The sequence below is a fragment of the Tildeniella sp. genome, assembly GCF_059505325.1.
In genome coordinates this window covers 54,728-78,118 of record NZ_JCACKI010000021.1, presented here as the reverse complement: position 1 = coordinate 78,118, position 23,391 = coordinate 54,728, and the positions used below count along the sequence as shown (strand labels likewise).

The following is a 23,391-nucleotide window of genomic DNA, read 5'->3' as shown; positions in this document are numbered from 1 at the left end:
AAACTCCACCACCTCAAACTCCACCACCTCAAACTCCACCACCTCAAACTCCACCGCCTCAAACGCCACCGCCTCAAACTCCACCAGCAGCGTCGCCAAGCGCTCCAGCGCTACCTACCCAAAGCAGTCCTACGCCACAGCAGAATGCTCCAACGCCACCAGCTCAGGGCACTGTGACACCGCAAAAGACTCCAGCACAACCGTCCCCAACAACTCCAACCCCACAAAGCACGCCAGCACCATTGGAAAGTGAGTCAGCGCGATAGCGCTCAGCGTAGTGAAAGGTGAGAAATGATGGCTAACGTTTAACCGCTTTTATCTCCATTCTCAGAGAGTAAAAAAAGTAAAGGGGCTTTACAGGATCAACTAAAAAGGTGTGCTGCTAGTGCTCTATTGGCAGCATTTCAATGGTATTAACCTGACGATTAACCAGCCTTAATGTAACAGCGATACTTTGATATAGGCTTTCTTGGTCTTAATTGGCACATTTTGTTTGCGTTAAACACGGCGAGTAAGAACCTTTTTTTCCAAATTTAGGTTTTTTAGCTAGCGCTATGTTTTGTGAATGAAAGTTTGAATTGAAATTCATGCTTTCACATCCATTTCACATTTACGGGGTGTGTTGGCTCTTACAAACATCGAACTGTTAACGATCGCCGTTCGCAAACTGTTTAGATGCGGTCGAGAGGATGTCTGAGCAGTGTTGGGCACATAAAATTTGCTGCTACAGAAACGCAACCTGTCGCCACAGATTGAGGAATCCCATCGGTTCTGTAGCCTGCGACGACCGGTTTAGTCTCTATCAGCCGTGACTTTGAGTCGCCAAATCTGAGCTTTAAGGCAACCTCTGAGCCTGTAGGGGTTTTAGTTAAGGGTTAGTGTTCTTGTTCCTTCGTCCTTCAGTGGGGTGTTTATGCCTAATTTCTCGCGCCGACAATTACTGATTTTCTTTGGTAGCAGTGCCGCGGCGGCTGCGCTAGAGCCAGTCGTGAGTCACAAGCTTTTTGGCGGCAGCAATGCCACCGCCGAAGCCGCTTCTCTAACGTTTACACCTGTGCGTCTACCGCATCCGTTGCCAATTTACCAGCAACAAAGCAGCTTTTTAGCCACTGGTTTTGGTCAGGGCAGTACGTTACCACCAGCACCAACGCCCAATCTTGATGCCTTTAGCCCTTTAGATGACGTGGTAGTGCCACCAGAATACGAGCGCTACGTCATTGTCAGTTGGGGCGATCGGGTCTTTCCTAACCAGGAAGATTATTTTGGCTATAACTGCGATTACACAGGCTTTGTTTCGATTAACGGTCGAACTGATGGGTACCTTTGGGTCAACCATGAATACAACAGCTTCCCCATTTCTCCTTTCGCTCCAGAAGCGCCCAGCGATGTAGCAAGCTTTGCTTCGTCTGGTTCGATCATCATTGAGGGTTTCCCCACTGCACCAGGTCGTGCGCTCTCTGGTGAGTTTATGTACAACATGGGTGGGTCGATCGTTCGCATTGCTCGTGATGGTCGTAGAGAACGGTTTGCTGTCGTTAAAGACTCGAAAAACCGTCGTTTGCATGGCTTGTCTGGTCTAGGCATCAATAGTCAACGCTCCGATGCTTACAGCAGCGTCACCAGTTGGGGATCGAAAAGTTACCAAACGGGTGATCAAAACTATTTAATTGCTACTGGACCTGCTGCCAGCGAAGTGTTTGAAGGTATTAACGCTGACGGTCTGGGCAACAAAATCATTGGTACTGCCTACAATTGCTCTGGCGGCACTAGCCCTTGGGGAACGATTTTGACAGCGGAAGAGAACTTCCAGGGTTCGACGGGTGCGTTTTTCGTGGGCGTACAGGAAAATGTCAAGCCTGACGGCACTCAAACTGGGTATGCCACAGGTACGACGGGTGCCGAATTTGGTCTGACAGGGGAAAAATACGGCTGGATGGTTGAAATCGATCCAGCAAATCCTGACTATCGACCCCGCAAACACACCTGGTTAGGTCGCTACCGCCATGAGAACATTGCGATGCGTGTGCAGGCTGGCAAGAAGCTGGTTGCCTATTTGGGCGACGATCGCCGGGGTGGGCACACCTGGAAGTTTGTGAGCAATGGCACGGTCAAGAATCCCAAGAACAAAGGCAACAGCAAGCTTTTTGAAGACGGGACTCTGTACGTTGCGAAATACAATGCTGACGGCACAGGCACCTGGCTGCCGTTGCTGCTCTCGTCACCCACTAACCCTGTTAGCCCCACTGAGCTTACGTCTAACGACCCACTGAAGCTCAGAAGCGGCAGCACACGGTTCCCAAGACGTGCAGGCATTGCTGGTCAGACCACTGATGGTGGGTCGGTTGTGGTGGCACTCACACAGCTAACTACTACCACAAACGGTGTTACGACTGTTACAGCCGTGGCTGAAAGTGAGGCGTTACCCGGCTATCAGGGCAAGAAGCTAAGCGACTTCTACACCAGCCAGGGTGCCATCCTGGTCGATGCGTTCCTTGCTGCCAATTTAATTGGTGGCACTCCCACTGCCCGTCCTGAAGACATTGAAATTAACCCTAGAAACGCCAGGGAAGTCTTCATTGCATACACCGATGGCGCTCCGGGCAGCGATGGCTACCCCGATTCCCGTGTCTTTGTGGTTGGCAAGTATAGCGCAGCCGTTAATGACACGCAGCAATCAGGTGGTCTCTACAAGATCATTGAAGACAGCGCTGATGGTACGGGCAATACTTTCCGCTGGGAGCGCTTTGTTCAAGGTGGTGAGGCTGGAGCCGAAAGCGGTGCTGGCTTGGCAGCGATCGACAACCTGGTGTTCGACAACCGGGCAAACATCTGGGGCGTAACCGATATGTCAACGGCTACTCACAATGGCTTTGCCACTGGTGCCGCTGGTACACCCAACGCGATCGACCACACTAGAACGGGCGATGTGTCTGCCTTTACGGGCGTATTTGGCAACAACTGGTTGTTTTACATTCCCACCACTGGTGCCGACGCTGGACAAGTGGTGCCGTTTGCCTACGGTCCAACGCGCTGTGAAATGACGGGACCCACATTCGTTGGCGACACACTGATTATTGCAGTGCAGCACCCTGGTGAAGATTGTCCGTTCACGCCAAACCCAACCTTAAGCCGCACGATCGAGCTTTTAGCTCTGGACGGCACGTTGTTCAACCAGACGCGCACTGTTTCACGCGGTAGCAACTGGCCCAGCAACATTCAGGGGCAGGCAGACGGACCACCCAAGCCTTCGGTGATTGGCATTCGCCGGAAGCAATCAAACGGTCAATTTGTCTAACGCAATTCCTGCACGAGAAAGGGTGCGATCGTGCCCTTTCTCGTGCCAATATTGTGGGCAGTACGATTCAAGCAAGCTTCAGGGTCGGTTGAATCAGTACCGACTGCTAACGCAAAGCTTCTCTCTGCTTGTGGATAAATTCGTTCATAAATCCAAGCGATCATTGACAGCGTATACAGTTGCAGGTTTATTATACGAGGCACGATCGCCTTGTCTTTTCAATGTTTTATTGCCTTAAGAAATCATGCAGGCTTCTACCGCTCCGACTTCGGCTTGGCAGCAACTCAAAAAGCGTGACATTAGCTATGACGAAGCCATTGCTCTTTTAGTGAATCAGCAGGGCATTGTTAACCTTCAGTTGCTCGATCGTGAGGTGACGTACCGTTTTCTGAAGCAGTTTGCGGATCGGCGATCGCTGCCACCTGTCATTCCTTTGTTGCTGTGGCGCAATTGTTATTATCTGGGCACCCCCACGGCTCTCAGTGAAACAGCGATCGCCAGCCTGCGAGAGCAGACCGCAATGGCAATTCATGTGATTGCGATCGCCGAGCAAAGCTACCGTGCTTGGTTCCACTCCCAAAACTTTGACCAGAATCGGATCAACGCTGATGCCGCAACGAACCCACTGACCGGAGAAATCGAGCAAGAAAACATTGGCAAGATGACGGAGTTACATCTGTCGAAAGCCACTGACCAGATTGGGCGTATCAAAACTCTGATCTCAGGAGCCTTGCGAAACCGCGCCAGCGACATTCACCTGGAACCAACTTTAGACGGGTTGCGTGTGCGCTATCGCATTGATGGGATTCTTCGTAACATCACAACACTGCCTCTAGATGTCAGTCGGCGGGCAGTCGTCGCCCTCAAAGTGATGGCAGATATGGATATTTCCGAGAGTCGCCGTCCGCAAGATGCCCGCATCAGCGAAAAGTACGTCTCGGAGACCGAAGCCGAAGTCGGACTCGATATGCGAGTGAGTACGCTGCCCTGCGTAGGCGGTGAAAAAGCGGTGATTCGCTTGCTGCCTCGCCAAAATCCGTTCTCTAGCATTAACGAACTGGGGTTTTCTGACAAAGCGCTGGTAATTTACAAAGGTTGGTTGGCACAGCCACAGGGCATGGTGATCTTTACAGGACCCACAGGTTCGGGGAAGACCAGTACGCTGTACACCAGTTTACAGGCGATCGCCACCGAACACGTCAACGTCGTCACCGTCGAAGATCCCGTTGAGTATGTGCTGCCGTGCATTACACAAACGCAAGTGCATGAGCCTGCTGGCATGACCTTTGCTGCGGGGCTACGCGCTATTTTGCGGCAAGACCCCGACATCATCATGTTGGGTGAAATCCGCGACCACGAAACGGCTGAAACCGCGATTCGTGCAGCTCTAACAGGGCATTTAGTCCTCACAACGTTACACACCAACGATGCGACCAGCGCCATTCCTCGTCTAAAAGATATTGGACCTGATCCGGGGTTGATTAGCGATGCGCTGCTCGGCATTGTGGCACAACGATTGGCACGTAAAGTTTGTACCCACTGTGCCGAACCTTACACGCCAACAGAGCGCGATTTGAATGTACTGGGGCTGGAACTGAAACAGGCAAATGCAGCAGCGTGGCGGCGCGGTCGCGGTTGTGCCCGCTGTTTTAACTCTGGCTATTTGGGCAGAGAAGCCTTGATCGAGATGCTGAATATTGACACGACAGTCCGACAAATTATTTACGAAGGCAGCATGACAGACCTTCACCGTTACTTGAGTGACACAGGGTTTCAATCCTTTCAGATGGCAGCGATCGAAAAAGTCACGACTGGCAGAACCACTGTGGACGAGGTGTTGCGTGTGCTACCCCATAGTGCGCTGTATCGTAAACGTGGTGCGATCGTACAATCAGACGCACCACCAAAACTGATCGTCACCAACGGCTTAAAAGAAAAAACGGCTCTCAATTAGAAGCCAGTACCCAGTAACGCTATCTCTTCTGCTCCAACGTGTCTAGCAGCGATTTAGGGCAAGATTGTTGGTATGTTTGTAGCGCGCGATCGTGCCGCATCGATTTGCAGTCGACTCTCAGACGTTACCTTACTCAGTCGATTCTAAAAACTGCCTGATCGAGTCAGCAATCTGCTCATATTTTTGTCTATCAGGATTATCAACAGTTTCCCGAAGACATAGCGTTTCGCCTGAATGTAAGACAAGATTAACGACGTAGAAGCGTGAGCGATCGCTATCTTCTTGCTCATCGACTTGCACGGCAGCGATATCTTGCAACCGCCGTTCAATTGTTTGACTACGCAACACATATTGTTGTTGTAAAACGACAACCCCTCGCCTTTGATCAAAGGTGTAGACAGTGAGCCATGCAACCGAGAATAAAGCCACAAGCGTTGTCACACTACCTGTTACCAGCATAGCTGCTGCGTAAACCAGATTGATTGGTTGCAGCCCACCCGAACGTAGCCAGGATAATCCAATCAGCAAGCAGAGCATTCCTACCAACAAAAAGAGCCAGATCCATCCAGTACCGATGCTCTTGAGTTGCAGATAATTAGGTGTGTGCTTAACGATTTTCATATCGTCTACTGAATAGTTTTTCTAAAGTAGCAAATTTAGAACTTTAGGTATTACTTTTTTTCTTAATCAGGTTGTCAATGATGACCGTTCGAAGCAGTTTGTGTACCCGAAAACAGTTGAAGCAGTCATTATTTAGATCAGTAAAATGTAGTTCTGAGTAACGAGCTGATTGTATTAACTACGATCGTTACACTTCAAAATCATCAACACAATGATAAATTGCTTTTGCGGTTCGTAATTTTATGACTTACAAGCGATCGTGCTTTGTTAGCACAAATCACTCAATTGAGTGTGGACAGACAGGCTTCAGAGCGGTACAAGCGTATTGTATCTAGCGATGGATTAGAGATATTCTCAGTCTGCCTACTGCTGCTACAAGGTAGCTGAACCATAAGTTTTAGGAGTGAGAAGCCTTTACTGACTGCTCTGTTCTCATGTGCTAAACGAGGCATCGTCAAAACTCCGTAAAACAGGCGTATAGCCTTCAGAGAGGAGTGTTGGCGTGAGAGCTGTAAGGGATCGTCAGAAGGGACAGACTATGTTCACAAATTTTCCACTTTGGGAAAATAACATCTTTTATGCGTAATCCTGGAATTTACGTTGTAACCATTAGTAATAGTTTATTAAAGCTAAGAAACGTTGAATGTTGCCCTTAAAAGCACAGTGCTCTCTTGCTTCCACTCAATGTATTACTTTTTCTTACGGTTGACCGGATAACGATCGTGCAACGTATGAATCATAAAGAATACGAGGAAGTGGTTAGGCAGTAGAGCAGTCATAGCAAAAAACGTTTTGGTATCAAAGCGATGGTGCGAAAGAGTTGAGTTCTATCGTTTGCTCAACCATTTTTTGCTTCAGTAAAGCAACAGAACGTTCATTTCAGCCCCCAATGAACATGACAACTATGAAGTATTTAGAAAGCCTGGACAGTCTACTACAGTCGGTGCTGGAAAGTTTGATCGATGGTGTTTTAGTCATTACCGATCAGCATGATCTGGTTTATGCCAACACAACGGCACACGCCATCTACTCGCAGCTATGGCATGACGCTACAGACCCCTTACCACGTGAAATTCAGCGTGTCTGTCAGGCGTTGCTCGATAGCAAGAGCCGCTATCCCAGTCGACCAGTCGTGCTCGAATCGGAAGTGGTGACCCCAAAGACAACCTTCCGCATTCGAGCACAGTGGCTGGCACTGGAAGTTGCCTCACGTCCCTGTCTCCTGCTGCGACTGCAAGACCAAACCCAGTCGTTACAGGGTCTAGCGATCGCCGAAGCACAAAAATGGGGACTCACGCCCCGTGAAACTGAAGTTTGGCTGCAACGACGATCGGGTTACAGTCGCAAGGCGATCGCTGCCAACCTACATATCGCGCTAGACACCGTTAAGAAGCACCTGAAAAATGTTCACCTCAAACAGCAGACAGCCAGTGACGGAGAAGAATGGCAAGCCAGTCAAGCATCGTGATGGTTGGATGCAATTAGCGACTCAATCTTTCAGAGTTCGCTAATATTGGGAAGCTTGTGTAACGTAGATGAGCTTCTCGTTATGAAACGATTTTTCATTGCTGTCTCTTTAGCGGTCCTTGGGGTTGGTGCGGTTGCCTTCTACTATTGGCAGCAAGCTACCCAATTGCCCGCTTGGTATACTGCCAATCAAATTGAGCCGACGCGTCAGCCGGGTCAACCAGCCTCCGTTGATCCAACGATTGCTGCCGATCTTGATCGACCCAACGATCGCACTGCAAGCGGTAAGCCAGCATCAGCTCCAACCAGCTCACCGTCGAGTAAGCCAAAGGCAACCGCTGATGCCACACCACCAACGGCTCAAAAGCAGCCAGTTAAGAAACAACTCCACCAAAACGAACTCACGCAGCTTTTCACGACTGAAATTGCGCGTAAGGCAGAAAGTAGAAAACTTGGTGGCGCGTTAAAGGGCGCAAACACAACGATGCAGAATGGCACGGTTGAAAGCGGTGCTGTGGTCAACCTTGGCGATATTTCGCCCGATCAGCTACCTCCTGACGAACGCGCGTTCTTTTCTAAATTGGTGACTGCCTTTCCTGAATTAAGCCGTCAGAGCTTTTATATTGGCGTTGAAGGCAAGCCAACGGTGAAAAACGGTCAAGCTCAGTTGGGCGAAGACCTCCGGGTCAAGTTGGGTAACCTCAGTTTTACGCCAGCGCAACTCTCTGAACGATTGGGTATTCCTGAAGAACAGATTCGTCAGCAGCTTCAACTTCAAGTGCAGTTGGGCAATCTGAAAGCCAAAGGATCACAATTGGCAGACGATCGCCCAAGCGACGGGAACGGCTCCAACTAGACTCACCTTAGCGGATGGTTTAAAGGTCTGGCGGCTCGCCAATGCTAGTCGCTGCTTCAGTTCAATAAGAGCTGTTGCTTTTTGACTAACAGCAATACACTAAAAAGCAACTGTGCTTCTAAATGTATTGCTTTCTCATGACGAATCGACTTGCCCAAGCCAAAAGCCTTTACCTGCGGAAACACGCCGAAAATCCGATCGATTGGTGGAGCTGGTGCGATGAAGCACTCGAAACCGCTCGACGCGACAATAAGCCTATCTTTTTGTCGATCGGCTACTCTAGCTGCCATTGGTGCACGGTGATGGAAGGAGAAGCTTTCTCCGATCTGGCTGTCGCTGAGTTTATGAATGCGAACTTTCTGCCGATTAAGGTCGATCGTGAAGAGCGTCCCGACCTGGACAGCATTTACATGCAGGCAGTGCAACTCATGATTGGGCAAGGCGGTTGGCCCCTCAACGTCTTTATTTCCCCTGAAGACCTGGTGCCCTTTTATGGTGGTACTTATTTTCCAGTGGAGGCGCGCTACGATCGACCTGGCTTTTTGCAGTTGCTCCAATCGATTCGCCATTATTACGATACACAGCCAGAGAAGCTGCAAGCCATCAAAGGCGAAGTCCTGACGCACCTTCAAGGGGCAGCAACCCTTCAGTCGGGTCAGTTGGGGGCTGACATCTTGCAAAATGGGCTGGAGCACAATACGGGTATTCTTGCCTCCAAAAAGCCCGGTCCCAGTTTCCCGATGATTCCCTATGCAGAAGTGGCGCTGCGATCGAGTCGGTTCACCTCCGATCGCTACAATGCTGGCGCTCTGAGCCGCCAACGCGGGTTGGATCTAGCCCTGGGCGGCATCTTTGACCACGTAGGCGGCGGGTTTCATCGCTATACGGTTGACCCCACGTGGACAGTGCCGCACTTCGAGAAAATGCTCTACGACAACGGGGCGATCGTCGAATATCTGGCGAATCTATGGTCATCTGGCGTGCAGGAACCTGCGTTTGAGCGGGCGATCGTCCTCACCGTCCAGTGGCTTCAGCGGGAAATGACCGCTCCCGAAGGCTACTTCTACGCGGCTCAGGATGCTGACAACTTTACCGATCCCACTGCTGCTGAACCGGAAGAAGGAGCCTTCTATGCATGGGATTACCAGACGTTGATGGAACATCTGACGGCTCCAGCATTAGCAGAACTCGCCGATCAGTTCACTGTGACCGAAGGCGGTAACTTTGAAGGCTTCAACGTCCTCCAACGGCATCGTTCTGGCAAACTCAGCGAGACCTTGGAAACTACTCTAAGCAAGCTCTTTGTCGTGCGCTATGGTGCTGCCGCCAATGTTCTTCCAACTGTTTCCCCTGCCCGCGACAACCAGGAAGCGAAGACGACAAGCTGGGCAGGGCGTATTCCGCCTGTTACCGACACCAAGATGATCGCCGCCTGGAATAGCTTGATGATTTCTGGTCTTGCTCGTGCCGCCAGTGTTTTTCAGCAGCCACACTACCTGGAGTTGGCAGCGAAAGCCGCTCACTTCATCCTCCAGCACCAATGGGTAGAGGGACGCTTCCATCGTGTCAACTACGGCGGCAAACCCGCTGTCCTGGCTCAATCGGAAGACTATGCACTGTTCATCAAAGCGTTGCTGGATATTGATCAGGCTTCCAGGGCAGGAATGCAGGCGTTAGAAAGTAAACCTGATGCATGGCTCGATCGCGCCGTCACAATCCAGGCAGAATTCGACGATCTCTGGAGCATTGAAATGGGCGGTTACTACAATACCCGTGCCAGCGATAACTTGCTGCTGCGAGAACGAAGCTACATCGACCATGCCACCCCGTCAGCAAATGGAGTGGCGGTAGCGAATTTGGTACGCCTGTCGCTACTGACCGAAGACCTGAGCTACCTCGACAAAGCAGAACAAACGCTACAATCCTTTGGCACCGTGCTGGAGCGATCGCCCCAGGCGTGCCCTGGTCTCTTTGCTGCGCTTGACTGGTTCCACAACCACATTTTGATCCGCACTACGGCTGACCAACTGACCGCGCTTTCGACGCAATACCTGCCCACGGCTGTTTACAAGCTAGAGGCTGATTTACCTGACGGTGTCGTTGGTTTAGTCTGTCAGGGCTTGAGCTGCCGGGAACCTGCTTGCACTCAAACACAGCTACGAGAACAGGTGCAGCTAAGTCAGGTGAGGAGCTAAGGGAGCATGTCACCTTTGCGCCCTCACCCTTTTCTTGTATGCCGCAAGGATTCAAAGTCCCTCTCCCCAGGGAGAGGGACTTTGAATCCTTGCTCCCTTCTCCTGGGGGAGAAGGGTTGGGGATGAGGGCAGAATCTAGCACTTGCGAAAGTGACATGCTCCCGGAGCTAACGTCCTCCTCAACGGATAGCTTCATAGAACGCTTTGACCGCTTCCGGTTGGTTGAGCGGTCGCGCGTAGCTTGCCAGCAATGTTAAGTCTAAGTCGGGTAGTAATTCACTGCGAGTGATCGGTTCATAACCGCGATCGCGCAACCGATAAACAGAAAGCTGTTGATCTTGCCAGAACCAGACTTCTGAAACACCCAGACCTGCGTAAACCGCTAGTTTGTCGAGCCCACCGCTGGTAATAACGACTTCAATGGCTAGATCAGGTAATTCTTTGGATTGTTCAAGACAATAACATTCATCTGGTTCCAAGCCCCTTGCTAGAGCTTCCTTGCGATACGTCGTCGAACCATAGCCATGCAGACTGATCGTTTTGGCAAAGGCGTAAATTTCCAGCAACCGGGCGATCGTCTTTTTCGCTAACTCATGCTCTGGGGAATTGGTCATGATTTCGAGCATCCCTTCCAGATACGTCAACCGCAAACCAGGAAAGCTCTCCAACAAGGAATCCAGCGCCAGGTACTGCTGCCAATCCACCCCAGGTAGAATCAACCGCTGCTCTGTTTTCAGCTCAAGCCGTTCAAGATTTCTAGCATCCACTAGCTCAGCATCCATTGGCAATGTCTCCTGGATCTGATGTTTCTTTCTACTTTAGCTGTGGTGGGGCGATCGCAATAGGGCTGATAACGTCGGGTTTATCAAGCTGAAGAATCTCGCAAGGCAACTTTTAAGCCATCTGTATGGAGCGAGAAGATTACGATAGAGAAGGGGCAACATACGATCAAGCAAATCGTGCCAAGCGCTGAACTTGCGCTATTTTTCTCTGTCTACAATTCTCCCTGCCTACAATGCCAAGTGATTCCATTGAGCCATTTTCTGATAACTGGGCGTACTTAAGGGCAGAGTTACTCTGGCTCGATCGGCTTCTAAGCATGGCGATCGCACGGCAGCGGCACGAGACAAAAGTGGTCGATCAGGCGGCACGTTCTCGCGTCGATCGCGTCACGAGTCACTGGTGGAAAGGTTTAGTCACACTGGAAGGAGAGACTTCGTATGACTCTCCGGCTGAGCATCCACGCAGTCGATCGACCACACCGAAAGCCAGTTACCAGCAGCAGTTAGACGCAAAAATTCAGGTCAGCCAACAGCGCGGCGTTTTGCTGGGCGTACCATCCTTGTGCAACCGCTTACAGTTGAGCGTTCCTGAGAAAAACCTGGTGCTGATGGCACTTGCGCCCGAAATCAGCCGTCGATACGCGCGACTCTACAACTACCTGCAAGAAACCGAGCATCCCAGTGCCACAGGTCTACCCACCGTCGATCTCATCCTGCGGATGCTTTGCCGCACCGATGCTGAGTGGCGATCGCTCCGGCGCTGCATGACCGGAGATTCTACCCTGGTACAGCATCAACTCCTGGAACTGCGATCGACCCAAGCCGATCCGCTCCTGGCTCGTCTAGTCCGACTCTCTGATCCCTTAGTCAACTACCTCTTAGCCGATCGACCTGAAAGCGATGCTCTAGAAACACTAGTGCAACCCTCCACTCCCCACTCCCCACTCCCCACTCCCCACTCCCTATTCCCCATTCCCCACTCCCTATTCCCCATTCCCCACTCCCCACTCCCCACCCTCTCCGCTCCCTCCCAAAACCTCTGGTCAAACCTCATCCTCCCTCCCCCCTTGATGGCAGACCTTGAGCACCTGTGTCATCGTGTACAGTTTGCTCAACAGGTCGATGAAGACTGGGGTTTTGCATCGGGTGATGGCACACCGCAAACGGTCAAAACGGGAACGATCGCGCTGCTCTGTGGAGCCTCTGGGACAGGCAAAATGATGGCAGCAGAGGCGATCGCCCAACGGCTGCAAACCTCCTTGTGCTGTCTTGATTTAGCGCAATGGCATCCGAATGATACGCCTCGCCTCTTGCAAGAAATCGCCGTACAAGCCCCAACCATCCTGTTGCTTAAGTCTGCTCAATACTGGTTTGGTCGTATACCATTGCTGCCAGAAGCTGCGCTCCAGCAGTTTCTTCAGACGCGGCAGCACCATAACGGCATCACCTTGCTCAGCGTTCATCAAAAGCACCACGTCACTGCCCAATGGCGACGACCGATGAATCCAGTGCTAGATTTCCCCTTACCCGATCGAGCCAGTCGTCTCAAGCTCTGGCAGCAGGCATTTCCAGAAAACGTGCCCCTTGATGCCGCGATCGCGTGGGACAGTCTAGCGCAATTCGTCTTAAGTGGTGGCGATATTCGTGCGATCGCCCGCGATGCCGCTATCCATGCCGCTGCATTAAAGACTAAACTCACCACCGAACATTTGGTGCAAGCGTGTGAACGGCTGAAGGGAAAATGCAAGAAAGGGCAAAAGTTTTAAGTGGATCAGCTTTTAGCTTTCAGCTTTCAGCTCTCAGCTTTCAGCTTTCAGCTTTCAGCTCTCAGCTTTCAGCTTTCAGCTCTCAGCTTTCAGCTCTCAGCTCTCAGCTTTCAGCTTTTAGCTTTCAGCTTTTAGCTTTCAGCTTTCAGCTTTTAGCCTTTAACGATGGCAACCAACAAGCTCTCCTAACCACTGACCGCTGACCGCTGACCGCTGACCGCTAACCGCTGACCGCTGACCGCTAATTCCTCAAGGCAAGCGATCGCCCAATTTACTCACGATCGGCAACCGCAACGCTTTGCGCCGCCACAGTTGCACCATCAACCAGAGATTCACCAAAAAGTAACCAGAGGTGAACAAGCTACTCGTGATCAAGAGCGGCAGAGACAGCGACTCAGAAGCATTTGCGCCTGCGCCTAACAGCATATAGCCCACGAGCCAACCCAGTGCCAGTGTCACTACAAGACGACTCAGATTCTTCTGTTGCCGTGTGCCGTGCCCTCGGTAGAGCGTCCAGAGCGCTGGGAAGAAGCCTACGACAGGAACGAGGTATAGAAAGAGCTGAAGACGCTTAAAGTCTTGGTTCTCAAATGGTTCCAGGTCATGCATACGGCTTCACTCACAGGATTTTCTCACTCCTGGACGGTGGAAACCTGACCGTACGGTGCGATCGTCCAGGACAAATCAATAATAGCTCTCGCGCTTCGATAGTTTGCGTCGGCTAACTTTGGTTCCTTAGGAATGAGGCTTCAATGACGTACGCGATATGCAACTTTCCTAAAATACCTGCTGAGACCGCCATTACCTTAGCCCTATCCCAGCAGGAGAGGGAACCGGAAACGCCCGAAAGCCTTTCTACCTGAAGAGAAGCGTGGGAATGAGGGCAAACTTCGTTGCACATCACGTTAAGAAAAGAATGCAGCAATTCTCCTGCTGTTAAGGGCGATCGGGAGTATTGCTGCACTAGCCATGTGATTTAATTGCGATCGCTACTTTTCAATCTTGACTGAAATGATCTTGTCACCCTTGCGGAGAGCATTCACCACATCCATATCCTGAGTTTGACCAAAGGTTGTATGTACACCGTCCAGATGCGATTGAGGAGAATGGCAAATAAAGAATTGACTGCCGCCTGTGTTTGCACCTGCATGAGCCATCGATAGTGTGCCAGCAAGGTGCTTATTGTGGTTAAGCTCATCCTTAATTTTGTAGCCTGGTCCACCTGTGCCTGTGCCTAGCGGACAGCCTCCCTGCACCATAAAGTCGGGAATGACGCGATGGAAGGTTAGCCCGTTGTAGAAGCCTTTCTCAGAAAGATCGACAAAGTTTTTGACAGTATTCGGTGCATCGGCATCGAATAAATCGAGATGAATAGTACCCTTTTCAGTTTCCATAATGGCGCGGGTCATGATATCTCCTTAGTCCGGCGTGCGGTCGTTAGTTGAGAAAAGTCCATCTAAGATCCTAACGCTAGATGCGCCTTACAGTCTTTGATCTGAAAAATCCTTGTGAGTCTGCGCCTTGGGGTCTGTAGCTGCATCTGGTGAGGAGCGGTACCACTCACGCAGACTCAGGGTTGAGTTTGTCCATTGCCCACGTGGTATACGTGCCGATCGGACCCCACAGAAGGTACGGCACCAACAGTAGCGCTGCCCAACCTGAGACTTGCCAAACGGCGAGAGTCAAAAGCAACCCAATCACGACACCAACACCACCAACGATCGTGCCAGCCTTTAAGCTTCGTAACCAAAGTGTTGCAGGAGAATACAGGACGATCGCCACTTCTAGCAGCGCATACGCTCCCATGAGAAACCAAGTCTTGTCACTACCAGGGTCGCGTTCCCACACCATGTAAGCTGACCAAGCTCCACAGATTAGAATGATCGTCCAAATGATTGGAATCAGTGCCTCAAAGGTCAGCCAACGTGGTCGTTGTAGCCGTGCAAACCATTTGACATCTTTAGGTCGCAGAATGCTGCTGGCAAACGCGATTAAGAACGTTACTCCTCCAATCACCATCCAGGACTTAAGCATACTTTTCGATACTCCACAGGCAGGGTGTCTACACATCGCAGTGCAGATTCACCAATTATGTCAGGACAGGGAAATAACTCAATCTGTCCTTGGTGCGATCGTGAGCAGCATCATTCAGCTTGGCAGTACTGATTTACTTCTTGCACTAACGCGCCTTCACGAGCCTGCGTTTCAATCAACATCCGATTCACCTGACTGACAACTTTTAAGTTGTTGACAGGCGCAGTTACTACTTGACCGCTTGCTTTACTGGTATCGCGATACAACTGCATAAACTGCGACTGAAACGCCTGAATATGCGGGTTAGCAAATTCCATCAGTTCCAGCTGATCAGCATAGCCATTGAGCTTGATCGCTGTCTTTAACAAGCGGCGGTTATCGTCGGCGATCGATAGCCCTAGCGCATCCGGCTGTGCTTCAGCCGCTTCGTTAACGATCGCCACCAACTGATTGCATTGCGAAACCTTGCTCTTTGCATGGTGCGCGATCGCAATCGTCAGAATACAAGCACCTGCGAACAAACAGGCATACCTGCGGGTAAAAAAAGTTGCCTTCCTCGTTGCCTTAGCTTCAAGGCGATCGCGAATGACGGTTTTCACTGAGGTTTTCCAGAAAAGGTGTATGAACTGGATGCGAAAAGCCGTATTCACACGGGGGCAAGAGCGAATACAAGCCAAGTGTCACACAACACAATACTGACCAGCAAGTGAAAATCCGTAGAAACCGCGAAGATTGCGTGAGGTTTTGCTCAGCGTTAGCCAAAAATACTGCCAAAGAACTCGACGGCTTCTTTCAACGACACAATGAATACATCAATCTCTTCACGCGTGTTGTAAAAGTAGAGGCTTGCTCGTGCAGTGGACTGTGCCCCGATGTGCCGATGCAAGGGTTGGGTGCAGTGATGTCCAGCCCGAATCGCCACGCCTGCCTGATCCAGAATCGTCGAGAGGTCGTGGGGATGCACATCACCAGCCGTGAACGCTGCCAGCGCTGCCCGTCCGCTCCCATCGGCATTCGGTTTAGGACCATACAGCCTGAATGCAGGAATTTGTTGCAACTGCTGGAACAGGTAGCCAGTCAGCTCTTCTTCGTAAGCATGAATGGTATCCATGCCGATCGCGCTTAAATAATCCACTGCGGCACCCAGCGCGATCGCCTCGGCAATGGCAGGTGTTCCCGCTTCAAATTTGTGAGGCAGATCTGCGTAGGTCGCATGATCTAAAAACACATCCGCAATCATCTCGCCACCACCCAGAAAGGGAGGCATAGAGCGGAGGAGAGCCAATTTGCCGTAGAGAAAACCGATCCCCGTTGGGGCGCACATCTTATGCCCAGAGGCTACCAGCCAATCGCAGTCGATATCTTGTACGTCGATCGCCATGTGGGGGACGCTCTGGCAGGCATCAATGAGCACTTTTGCACCGTACTGGTGGGCGATCGCACAAATTTCTTTCACCGGGTTAATGCAGCCCAACGTGTTAGACACATGCACCACCGAAACCAGCTTCGTTTTATTCGACAGCAGTGACTTGAAGTGGTCTAGATCAAATTCTTCAGCTTCCGTTAGCTCAACGAACTTCAGCACTGCACCCGATCGCTGTGCCAGCAGTTGCCAGGGGATCAGGTTGCTGTGGTGCTCCATCACCGAGAGGATGATTTCATCGCCCTGCGTCACATTGGCATTCCCCCACGCATAGGCAACCAGATTAATCGCCTCACTCGCATTGCGGGTGTAGACAATCTCTTGCCGCGATGCCGCATTCACAAACGCCGCGACCTTATCCCGTGCTCCTTCATAGGCATCCGTTGCCCGTGAACTCAGGGTATGCACACCCCGATGCACGTTAGCGTTGTCGTGTTCGTAGTAATGGCGGAGGGCGTTGAGCACCGCGATCGGCTTTTGTGAAGTCGCCGCATTATCCAGATACACCAACGGCTTATCGTGAATCTGTTCGTTCAGAATCGGAAAATCAGCGCGAACTCCAGCAGCAAGGGGCTTGGTTTGAATGAGGGTCATAGCAAGAGAAGGATAAGGGATGAAGAATGAAGGATGAAAGGCTAAAGGATAAAGGCTGAAGGATGAAAAGCTACAAGGATGAAGGTTTTTAGTTGAGACAGCTAGCAGTTTTTACCTTTTACCTTCTGCCCTCTGCCTTCTGCCTCCTGCCTTCTTCACTTCACGCTTGCTGTTCACGCACGATCGCCGCCAATTTCTCTCTCAGCGACGCAACGGGAATTTCACGAATGACCTCATACGCAAAGGCGTAGGTCAACAATTTACGAGCGCTGTCTTCGTCGATGCCACGACTTTGCAGGTAAAAGACTTCATCGCTGTCGAGCTGGCTAACGGTTGCGCCGTGGGTACACTTCACATTGTCAGCCGTGATTTCGAGTTGGGGTTTGGTATCGACTCGTGCTTTCGGTGACAGCAACAGATTGCTGCTGAGTTGCTTTGCATCAGTCAGTTGAGCGGCTTTAGGGACGTAGACTTTGCCATTGAAGATAGCATGAGCGCGATCGTCCACAATGCACTTATGAATCTGATTGCTGCTGCCGTGGGGATGGGTATAGGCGATCGTGCTGTGCGTATCGGCTACCTGCTCACCATTGATGATCGTCAAGCCGTGCAACGTTGTTTCAGTCTGCTCTCCAGTGTGATGAACCTCTAAATTGTGGCGCGAGAGTTTTGCACCGAGGCTCACGGCATTGCAGGTATAGCGAGAATCCCTCGCTTGCGAAACAGCGGTTTTGCCAATATGAAATGCTTCGGCGCTATCACGCTGGATGCGAGTATGGTTCACTTCAGCATTTTCACCAACCCAAATTTCTGTCACGGGATTAGCGAAATAAGCACCGTCGTAAAGCGTCACATACTCTTCAACAAGCGTTAGCTTGCTACCTGATTCCGCAATCACAATGCAGCGAGGATGAGCGATCGTGGGCTGTGTTGCGGTTGAAAGGTACAGAATTTGGATGGGTGATGCGATCGCCTGATTTTTTTGCACCCAAACAACTGCACCATCCGTCAAGCTGGCAGTATTCAGCGCCGTGAAGGTTTCTTCTGAACCCTGCTGTTTCGCTAGGTAGTTTGGCAAGTCGCTCAGGAGTTCTGCACCAGCCGCGAGACTTGTGACCATCACACCATCGGGCAAGTCATCTACACTCGACAACGCCGGATCGTACTGTCCATCCACAAAAACTAGGCGACTACTGACCGCTTCTGGCAGAATGAACGGCTGGATCGCGTCAAAGCTCAGGGTGGGCGCTTGCTTACTGCCTGCCTGAAAGCGAATTTGCAAAAGATCTGATAGATCGGTAAAGCGCCATTCTTCGTCACGGGTGGACGGAATTGCGAGTTCTTGCACTCTGGCAGTGGCACGATCGCGAATCTCTTTCATCCAGATCACCGACTCATCCAGGGCGGGACGCAAACTTAATAGTTGCTGGAGAGATGCAGCGCGATCGTTCTTAGCCTTACCATTACCGACCACAATATCGGACACGGTTGATTGAATCGTCATCGTGCACCGACCTCCGCTGCTTCCTCTTCGCGTACCCAGTCGTAGCCACGCGCTTCCAGCTCTAGCGCCAGTTCTTTGCCGCCTGTGGTGAGAATGCGTCCGCCTTCCATGACGTGGACATAATCGGGAGTGATGTAGTCGAGCAGGCGCTGGTAGTGGGTGATGAGGACGATCGCATTTTCCGCATTCGCCAATTGATTCACCCCATTCGACACAATCTTGAGTGCATCAATGTCCAGACCCGAATCGGTTTCATCCAGAATGCCAAGCGTCGGCTCCAGCATCGCCATCTGCAGAATTTCGTTGCGCTTTTTCTCACCACCCGAAAAGCCTTCATTCAAGCTACGGCTGAGAAATGCGGGATCCATTTTGACGATATCCAGCTTTTGCTTAACCAGATCATCAAAATCGAAGGCATCCAGTTCTTCTAAGCCCTGATGTTTGCGTTTGGAATTGTACGCCACGCGCAAGAAATCTAAGTTGCTGACACCCGGAATTTCAATGGGGTATTGAAAGGCGAGAAAAATACCCGATCGTGCTCGTTCTTCTGCCTCTAATTCCAGCAGATTTTTGCCCTGAAAGTGGATTTCTCCACCTGTCACGGTGTAATCAGGATGACCCGCCAGCACTTTAGAAAAGGTGCTTTTACCAGAGCCATTGGGTCCCATAATCGCGTGAATTTCACCCGCTTTGACTTCCAGATTCAATCCTTTGAGGATCTGAATCCCATCCACTTCAGCGGTCAGATTTCGCACTGAAAGAATTACTTCACTATCGTCACGAATCACGTTTTAGCCTCTCTCACAAATATTTTTTACAGTTGTCCAATATGCTTCAAAATTGCCACAACACTGTAGAGATCATTTCCAGGATTACGAATTTCAAAGATCCTAGAAATTGCATACTGACTCACATTGCCTTGAACTAGCTTGACAAACATGAAGCTACCTCCCGTGACGATCAAACCAAAACTAGGCTTGCTTGGGTGAGGATTTGCCAGCATATACGCCAACAATTGGGCAAGACCTGCTTCGATCGAGAAAGACGCTTCCTTCGATTCGATCGCCATTACCCATAGCTGCTCTTTCAAGAGAATCAGATCTGCTTGCCCCCGAATAGTTATGCCCTCATCTTCGGCAGAAATTTCAACTGATCTTTCGGCTTGAATATGAAAGGGCGGCAAGAAGAAATTAGCAACGAACAAAACGGGACCAAGAATCGCAATTTGAACTGCTTTCTCTAACAAAGGTGGGTGGTCAATCAAATTGAAATACCCTTCTTGTACCTTATCCAGAAATTGCTTCTCTGCATCGGTAATGTCAGGCAATACATCTTGCCACTCTCGAAAAAATTGCTCATCACGAATAAGCTGAAGCCCAAAATTATCAATTAAGTGGCGTAGAGTGACGTTTCTAGCTTGTAAGGTTTGAACCATTTCATTCGCCCCGCATCAACAACTCTGTGGTAGTGGCTGGATTTTTCCGCAAGGCTGACAGCGGCACATATCGTTGACCTTGAGTAAAAGCGTAGGGTCTACCCGCCTCATTCTTAAGGTCGTTTTTTATAGCTTGTGTCAGCTTAATTGTATCTGGCGAAGTGGGAGAAGATAGGAAAAACACCTTTAATTTGACACCATATCTAGAGCTGCTGTGTTTTTTAAGCTGCTTAACCAATTGAAGCAGATCCTGCTTCGTTTCTAACGAAAGTTGAGCCTCTTCAATCGCTTCTTCTGTTAAAGTAACATCTTCAATCGGTTTGCCAATGATCTTAGGAATGTATTGATCGATCACGCCGCCGTGATAAAAGCCGATATATTCAACAGGCTGAAACGAGCGGTTGGGCTGGCAAACGTAAACTGAAAAGCTTCGATAGTCCTGAATTGCTGATCTGGCTGGAACAATCAGAACTGCATCAGACTTGCCACTGTTGATCAATCTTTCAGCCAGTAGCATTTGTACCAGTTCACGGAGCAAGAAGCGCTCCTGTTCACTGGGAAGCGGCAAGTCTGACGTTAGCCATGATTCGTCTGTAGCAGTGATTTCAGCGATCGCATCATTGAGAGCGTTAAAACTTGCCCAGACAATCAAATCCGAATTCAACTCCTTAATCACTACAGGTGTCTCATAATCCGGTGTCAGAACAAGCAGCTTTTTTTTGTAAAAATTAGACAGTTTTAAGGCTTCTAAATGGTCTTCCAGTTGCTTCTTCACAACTGAATTCTGAACGACTTTTGTTTCGATTAAATAGGGAAATGAGGCTTGTATTGCGCCATCAGGAATTGATTTATCAGACTTAATCTGATTCTTGATCACCAACAGAGGCAGATTTGGCTCTTCACACAAGATCTGCAAGATGCGCTCTACCAATGCAAAAGAAATTCGCTCAAATACTGCAAGAATACTTGCGGTAACGCGATTTTCCCCTTGGCTGTAGCGCGAAAACAGTGGGTTAGGCATTAGATAGAGCGTTAAAAAGAAACTTACATCAACATCATGCGGGCAACATTGGGGCTTTCAGGATTCACGATTAAACGTTCGCGTTTTGGATCAACTAATACGTCCATCCCTTCCATTGGCATCGCTCCTAATAAAACAGTCCTGGAGTTTGGAACCACTAATGCCTCAACGCTAGTGCGCCGATTCTGAAATCTCACTTCAACTGGACCGACCACTTCAAAGGTTGATGCTGATCTGTCTGCCAATTCTGCTTCAAGCTCAGTTACTTTTTGCAAATCCAATTGTTGCTTGACAAATTCTGGAATTGTAAGCATGGTCGCACCGCTATCCACCATTGCCCGAACTGTACAGCGATGTATCTGATCCACTTGAAGACGACCGCGCCGAAAAAAGGCTAAATCATCGCCACTGAGCAGTTCAATCTCAGCAAATACTAAACCCATGCTTGCGAATGCCATTGGTTGAGTTCCTTCCAAAAGGACGTTCCCTTACCCGACGCTGCCTTCAAGCTTGAGGCTGAGGAGGCGATCGGCTTCTACGGCAAACTCCATCGGCAACTGGTTGAACACATCTTTGCAAAAGCCGCTAATCATCATAGAGATTGCGTCTTCGGAGGAGATGCCGCGCTGGGAGAAGTAAAACAACTGGTCTTCGCCAATTTTGGACGTGGACGCTTCGTGTTCTACCTTGCCTTTGTTGTTCTGCACCTGGATGTAGGGGAAGGTATTCGCCTGGGCATTATCGCCAATCAGCATAGAATCGCACTGCGAATAGTTCCGTGCGCCCGTTGCCTTCGGACCAATTTTGACCAAGCCGCGATAGCTATTTTTCGACTGTCCCGCCGAAATGCCTTTGGAAATAATGGTGCTGCGGGTGTTCTTGCCAATGTGCACCATCTTCGTACCCGTATCCGCCTGCTGGTGATGGTTCGTCAGCGCGACGGAGTAGAATTCGCCCACCGAGTTATCGCCGACCAGCACACAACTGGGGTACTTCCATGTGATGGCAGAACCCGTTTCTACCTGTGTCCAGGAGATCTTAGAGTTTACGCCCTGACATAACCCACGCTTGGTCACGAAGTTATAGATGCCGCCTTTGCCGTTGGCATCGCCTGCATACCAATTCTGCACGGTGGAGTATTTGATGTCGGCATTGTCTAATGCGACCAGTTCCACCACAGCGGCGTGAAGCTGATTGGTGTCGAACATTGGCGCGGTACAGCCTTCCAGGTAGCTCACGGAACTGCCTTCTTCGGCAACAATCAGCGTCCGTTCAAATTGACCCGAATCGCCGTTGTTGATGCGGAAGTAGGTAGAAAGCTCCATCGGGCATTTAGTGCCTCTAGGAATGTAGACGAAGGAACCATCGCTGAAGACCGCGGAATTGAGTGCCGCAAAGAAATTATCGCCAGCAGGAACGACGCTGCCAAGATACTTCTGGATCAGTTCAGGATGCTCTTGTACGGCTTCGGCAAACGAGCAGAAGATGACACCGTCTTCGGCTAATTTTTCTTTGAAGGTGGTGGCGATCGAAACGCTGTCAAAAATGGCATCCACTGCCACATTCGTGAGGCGCTTTTGTTCAGAGAGCGAAATACCCAACTTCTCGAAGGTGTCCAGTAGTTCAGGATCGACTTCTTCGAGGCTCTTCTTCTTCTCCTTGAGCTTGGGTGCAGAGTAGTAGACGATGTTTTGGTAGTCGATCGCCGGGTAGCTTGCATTCTGCCAGTTTGGCTCCGTCATTTTCAACCATTGACGGTATGCCTTCAGCCGAAACTCCAGCATGAACGGCGGCTCTTCTTTCTTTGCCGAAATCAGCCGCACGACATCTTCGCTCAGCCCACGCGGAATCGCATCGGACTCAATGTCAGTCACGAAGCCGTACTTGTAGGGCTGGTTAACTAAGTTTTGAACAGTTGGACTCATGAGCAGTGTTCTCTAGTCTACGTAGGGGATCGAGTAGTAAAAGCAATGGGCAGAACGATCAGGCATGTTGCTGATTCGTTACCGTTCTAATTTCGTCGAAGGTAATGTCTTGCTGATCGCCTGCAAAGTCATGGTCAGGCGTGAGAAATAGCAGGCAATGGCACTCTTTGCGTTCACGCATGGGCACACAGGGACAGTTCCAGTAAGCCGCTTCAACCTCAGCCGCCTTATCTTCGTAATGACGACAGGGACAAAGGGGCGAACCTAAATCATCCTTGTGCTTTGCCAAGCCTTCAATCACTACGGCTGTCACCCCAGGATCGACACAAAAGTAGGTGCCAGTCCGCTTTGCGTAGGTGATGGAAAAGTGCCTCATCGCTTCGAGGCTTTTGTCGGTAGATTGGGCAGCTTTTGGGGGTTGAGTCTCTGAGTTCATGAGGCAGCGCGACAAGACGACAGATCGATTCTATAATTAAAACAACATAGATGTTGCTTAACTACATTGTAAAGTACTTTAGC

21 protein-coding genes and 1 pseudogene are annotated in these 23,391 nt (G+C 50.3%); 7 read left to right on the top strand and 15 right to left on the bottom strand.

Going from position 1 to position 23,391, the window contains the following annotated elements; genetic code table 11:
* Both AC5JO6_RS09125 and AC5JO6_RS09120 read left to right on the top strand, forming a co-directional pair.
* Nucleotides 1-266 (top strand): annotated as a pseudogene (locus AC5JO6_RS09125) (hypothetical protein); the annotation flags it as partial.
* Between the two features lie 647 nt (nucleotides 267-913).
* A complete protein-coding gene (locus AC5JO6_RS09120; protein WP_496080747.1) occupies nucleotides 914-3,295 on the top strand; it encodes a PhoX family protein in 2,382 nt (793 codons plus the stop codon).
* Here AC5JO6_RS09120 and AC5JO6_RS09115 read toward each other — a convergent pair.
* Complete coding sequence (locus AC5JO6_RS09115; RefSeq protein WP_496080746.1) at nucleotides 3,292-3,459, bottom strand: hypothetical protein; 168 nt, start codon at nucleotides 3,457-3,459, stop codon at nucleotides 3,292-3,294. The genes AC5JO6_RS09120 and AC5JO6_RS09115 overlap by 4 nt on opposite strands.
* Nucleotides 3,460-3,539: 80 nt before the next feature.
* On the opposite strand from AC5JO6_RS09115, the gene AC5JO6_RS09110 reads away from it, so the two are divergent.
* Nucleotides 3,540-5,249, top strand: coding sequence for a GspE/PulE family protein (locus AC5JO6_RS09110; RefSeq protein ID WP_496080745.1), 1,710 nt, complete (start codon nucleotides 3,540-3,542; stop codon nucleotides 5,247-5,249).
* A gap of 129 nt (nucleotides 5,250-5,378) precedes the next feature.
* Here AC5JO6_RS09110 and AC5JO6_RS09105 read toward each other — a convergent pair whose 3' ends face one another.
* A complete protein-coding gene (locus AC5JO6_RS09105; protein WP_496080744.1) occupies nucleotides 5,379-5,870 on the bottom strand; it encodes a hypothetical protein in 492 nt (163 codons plus the stop codon).
* A gap of 889 nt (nucleotides 5,871-6,759) precedes the next feature.
* Between AC5JO6_RS09105 and AC5JO6_RS09100 the strand changes: the two genes are divergently transcribed.
* The 3 genes from AC5JO6_RS09100 to AC5JO6_RS09090 all read left to right on the top strand — a co-directional run bounded on the left by AC5JO6_RS09100 (nucleotide 6,760) and on the right by AC5JO6_RS09090 (nucleotide 10,388).
* Nucleotides 6,760-7,338, top strand: coding sequence for a helix-turn-helix transcriptional regulator (locus AC5JO6_RS09100; RefSeq protein ID WP_496080743.1), 579 nt, complete (start codon nucleotides 6,760-6,762; stop codon nucleotides 7,336-7,338).
* 81 nt (nucleotides 7,339-7,419) lie between these two features.
* Complete coding sequence (locus tag AC5JO6_RS09095) at nucleotides 7,420-8,193, top strand: nucleoside triphosphate pyrophosphohydrolase family protein (RefSeq protein WP_496080742.1); 774 nt, start codon at nucleotides 7,420-7,422, stop codon at nucleotides 8,191-8,193.
* Between the two features lie 137 nt (nucleotides 8,194-8,330).
* Nucleotides 8,331-10,388, top strand: coding sequence for a thioredoxin domain-containing protein (locus AC5JO6_RS09090; RefSeq protein WP_496080741.1), 2,058 nt, complete (start codon nucleotides 8,331-8,333; stop codon nucleotides 10,386-10,388).
* Nucleotides 10,389-10,567: 179 nt separating this feature from the next.
* On the opposite strand, the gene AC5JO6_RS09085 is transcribed toward AC5JO6_RS09090, so the two are convergent.
* Entirely contained in the window at nucleotides 10,568-11,170 is a 603-nt protein-coding gene (locus tag AC5JO6_RS09085) for a Uma2 family endonuclease (protein WP_496080740.1), read from the bottom strand.
* A 233-nt stretch (nucleotides 11,171-11,403) separates the two neighbouring features.
* On the opposite strand from AC5JO6_RS09085, the gene AC5JO6_RS09080 reads away from it, so the two are divergent.
* Nucleotides 11,404-12,936, top strand: coding sequence for an ATP-binding protein (locus AC5JO6_RS09080; RefSeq protein ID WP_496080739.1), 1,533 nt, complete (start codon nucleotides 11,404-11,406; stop codon nucleotides 12,934-12,936).
* A 249-nt stretch (nucleotides 12,937-13,185) separates the two neighbouring features.
* Here the strand turns inward: AC5JO6_RS09080 and AC5JO6_RS09075 are convergent, their stop codons facing one another.
* From AC5JO6_RS09075 to AC5JO6_RS09020, 12 genes are all read right to left on the bottom strand, one after another.
* Entirely contained in the window at nucleotides 13,186-13,545 is a 360-nt protein-coding gene (locus tag AC5JO6_RS09075; RefSeq protein WP_496080738.1) for a hypothetical protein, read from the bottom strand.
* 380 nt (nucleotides 13,546-13,925) lie between these two features.
* Nucleotides 13,926-14,345, bottom strand: coding sequence for a peptidylprolyl isomerase (locus AC5JO6_RS09070; RefSeq protein ID WP_496080737.1), 420 nt, complete (start codon nucleotides 14,343-14,345; stop codon nucleotides 13,926-13,928).
* 151 nt (nucleotides 14,346-14,496) lie between these two features.
* Nucleotides 14,497-14,970: a TspO/MBR family protein gene (locus AC5JO6_RS09065; RefSeq protein WP_496080736.1), complete on the bottom strand. Its 474-nt coding sequence runs from the start codon at nucleotides 14,968-14,970 to the stop codon at nucleotides 14,497-14,499.
* A 110-nt stretch (nucleotides 14,971-15,080) separates the two neighbouring features.
* Nucleotides 15,081-15,569, bottom strand: coding sequence for a hypothetical protein (locus tag AC5JO6_RS09060; protein ID WP_496080735.1), 489 nt, complete (start codon nucleotides 15,567-15,569; stop codon nucleotides 15,081-15,083).
* 155 nt (nucleotides 15,570-15,724) lie between these two features.
* Nucleotides 15,725-16,987 carry a SufS family cysteine desulfurase gene (locus AC5JO6_RS09055; RefSeq protein ID WP_496080734.1) on the bottom strand — a complete coding sequence of 421 codons (1,263 nt, stop codon included), beginning with the start codon at nucleotides 16,985-16,987 and terminating at the stop codon, nucleotides 15,725-15,727.
* Between the two features lie 160 nt (nucleotides 16,988-17,147).
* Nucleotides 17,148-18,491, bottom strand: a complete 1,344-nt coding sequence (gene sufD, locus AC5JO6_RS09050; protein ID WP_496080733.1) for a Fe-S cluster assembly protein SufD — start codon at nucleotides 18,489-18,491, stop codon at nucleotides 17,148-17,150.
* Nucleotides 18,488-19,279: a Fe-S cluster assembly ATPase SufC gene (gene sufC / locus AC5JO6_RS09045; protein ID WP_496080732.1), complete on the bottom strand. Its 792-nt coding sequence runs from the start codon at nucleotides 19,277-19,279 to the stop codon at nucleotides 18,488-18,490. Before sufC ends, sufD begins: the two co-directional genes overlap by 4 nt.
* A gap of 26 nt (nucleotides 19,280-19,305) precedes the next feature.
* Nucleotides 19,306-19,926, bottom strand: coding sequence for a restriction endonuclease subunit R (locus tag AC5JO6_RS09040; protein WP_496080731.1), 621 nt, complete (start codon nucleotides 19,924-19,926; stop codon nucleotides 19,306-19,308).
* 1 nt (nucleotide 19,927) lies between these two features.
* Nucleotides 19,928-20,947 carry a hypothetical protein gene (locus tag AC5JO6_RS09035; RefSeq protein ID WP_496080730.1) on the bottom strand — a complete coding sequence of 340 codons (1,020 nt, stop codon included), beginning with the start codon at nucleotides 20,945-20,947 and terminating at the stop codon, nucleotides 19,928-19,930.
* 23 nt (nucleotides 20,948-20,970) lie between these two features.
* On the bottom strand, nucleotides 20,971-21,405 hold the full coding sequence (locus AC5JO6_RS09030) for an aspartyl protease family protein (protein WP_496080729.1): 435 nt from the start codon (nucleotides 21,403-21,405) through the stop codon (nucleotides 20,971-20,973).
* Between the two features lie 30 nt (nucleotides 21,406-21,435).
* Nucleotides 21,436-22,872, bottom strand: a complete 1,437-nt coding sequence (gene sufB, locus AC5JO6_RS09025) for a Fe-S cluster assembly protein SufB (protein WP_496080728.1) — start codon at nucleotides 22,870-22,872, stop codon at nucleotides 21,436-21,438.
* A gap of 58 nt (nucleotides 22,873-22,930) precedes the next feature.
* Nucleotides 22,931-23,308: a ferredoxin-thioredoxin reductase catalytic domain-containing protein gene (locus tag AC5JO6_RS09020; protein WP_496080727.1), complete on the bottom strand. Its 378-nt coding sequence runs from the start codon at nucleotides 23,306-23,308 to the stop codon at nucleotides 22,931-22,933.
* Between the last annotated feature and the right edge of the window lie 83 nt (nucleotides 23,309-23,391).

Coding starts and splice junctions, on each gene's coding strand:
- AC5JO6_RS09095 (WP_496080742.1), top strand. CDS start 7,420: ATGAAACGATTTTTCATTGCTGTCTCTTTAGCGGTCCTTGGGGTTGGT.
- AC5JO6_RS09065 (WP_496080736.1), bottom strand. CDS start 14,970: ATGCTTAAGTCCTGGATGGTGATTGGAGGAGTAACGTTCTTAATCGCG.
- AC5JO6_RS09055 (WP_496080734.1), bottom strand. CDS start 16,987: ATGACCCTCATTCAAACCAAGCCCCTTGCTGCTGGAGTTCGCGCTGAT.
- AC5JO6_RS09120 (WP_496080747.1), top strand. CDS start 914: ATGCCTAATTTCTCGCGCCGACAATTACTGATTTTCTTTGGTAGCAGT.
- AC5JO6_RS09075 (WP_496080738.1), bottom strand. CDS start 13,545: ATGCATGACCTGGAACCATTTGAGAACCAAGACTTTAAGCGTCTTCAG.
- AC5JO6_RS09115 (WP_496080746.1), bottom strand. CDS start 3,459: ATGATCGCTTGGATTTATGAACGAATTTATCCACAAGCAGAGAGAAGC.
- AC5JO6_RS09105 (WP_496080744.1), bottom strand. CDS start 5,870: ATGAAAATCGTTAAGCACACACCTAATTATCTGCAACTCAAGAGCATC.
- AC5JO6_RS09100 (WP_496080743.1), top strand. CDS start 6,760: ATGAACATGACAACTATGAAGTATTTAGAAAGCCTGGACAGTCTACTA.
- AC5JO6_RS09040 (WP_496080731.1), bottom strand. CDS start 19,926: ATGGTTCAAACCTTACAAGCTAGAAACGTCACTCTACGCCACTTAATT.
- AC5JO6_RS09110 (WP_496080745.1), top strand. CDS start 3,540: ATGCAGGCTTCTACCGCTCCGACTTCGGCTTGGCAGCAACTCAAAAAG.
- sufD (WP_496080733.1), bottom strand. CDS start 18,491: ATGACGATTCAATCAACCGTGTCCGATATTGTGGTCGGTAATGGTAAG.
- AC5JO6_RS09070 (WP_496080737.1), bottom strand. CDS start 14,345: ATGACCCGCGCCATTATGGAAACTGAAAAGGGTACTATTCATCTCGAT.
- sufB (WP_496080728.1), bottom strand. CDS start 22,872: ATGAGTCCAACTGTTCAAAACTTAGTTAACCAGCCCTACAAGTACGGC.
- AC5JO6_RS09035 (WP_496080730.1), bottom strand. CDS start 20,947: ATGCCTAACCCACTGTTTTCGCGCTACAGCCAAGGGGAAAATCGCGTT.
- AC5JO6_RS09020 (WP_496080727.1), bottom strand. CDS start 23,308: ATGAACTCAGAGACTCAACCCCCAAAAGCTGCCCAATCTACCGACAAA.
- AC5JO6_RS09030 (WP_496080729.1), bottom strand. CDS start 21,405: ATGGCATTCGCAAGCATGGGTTTAGTATTTGCTGAGATTGAACTGCTC.
- AC5JO6_RS09085 (WP_496080740.1), bottom strand. CDS start 11,170: ATGGATGCTGAGCTAGTGGATGCTAGAAATCTTGAACGGCTTGAGCTG.
- AC5JO6_RS09090 (WP_496080741.1), top strand. CDS start 8,331: ATGACGAATCGACTTGCCCAAGCCAAAAGCCTTTACCTGCGGAAACAC.
- AC5JO6_RS09080 (WP_496080739.1), top strand. CDS start 11,404: ATGCCAAGTGATTCCATTGAGCCATTTTCTGATAACTGGGCGTACTTA.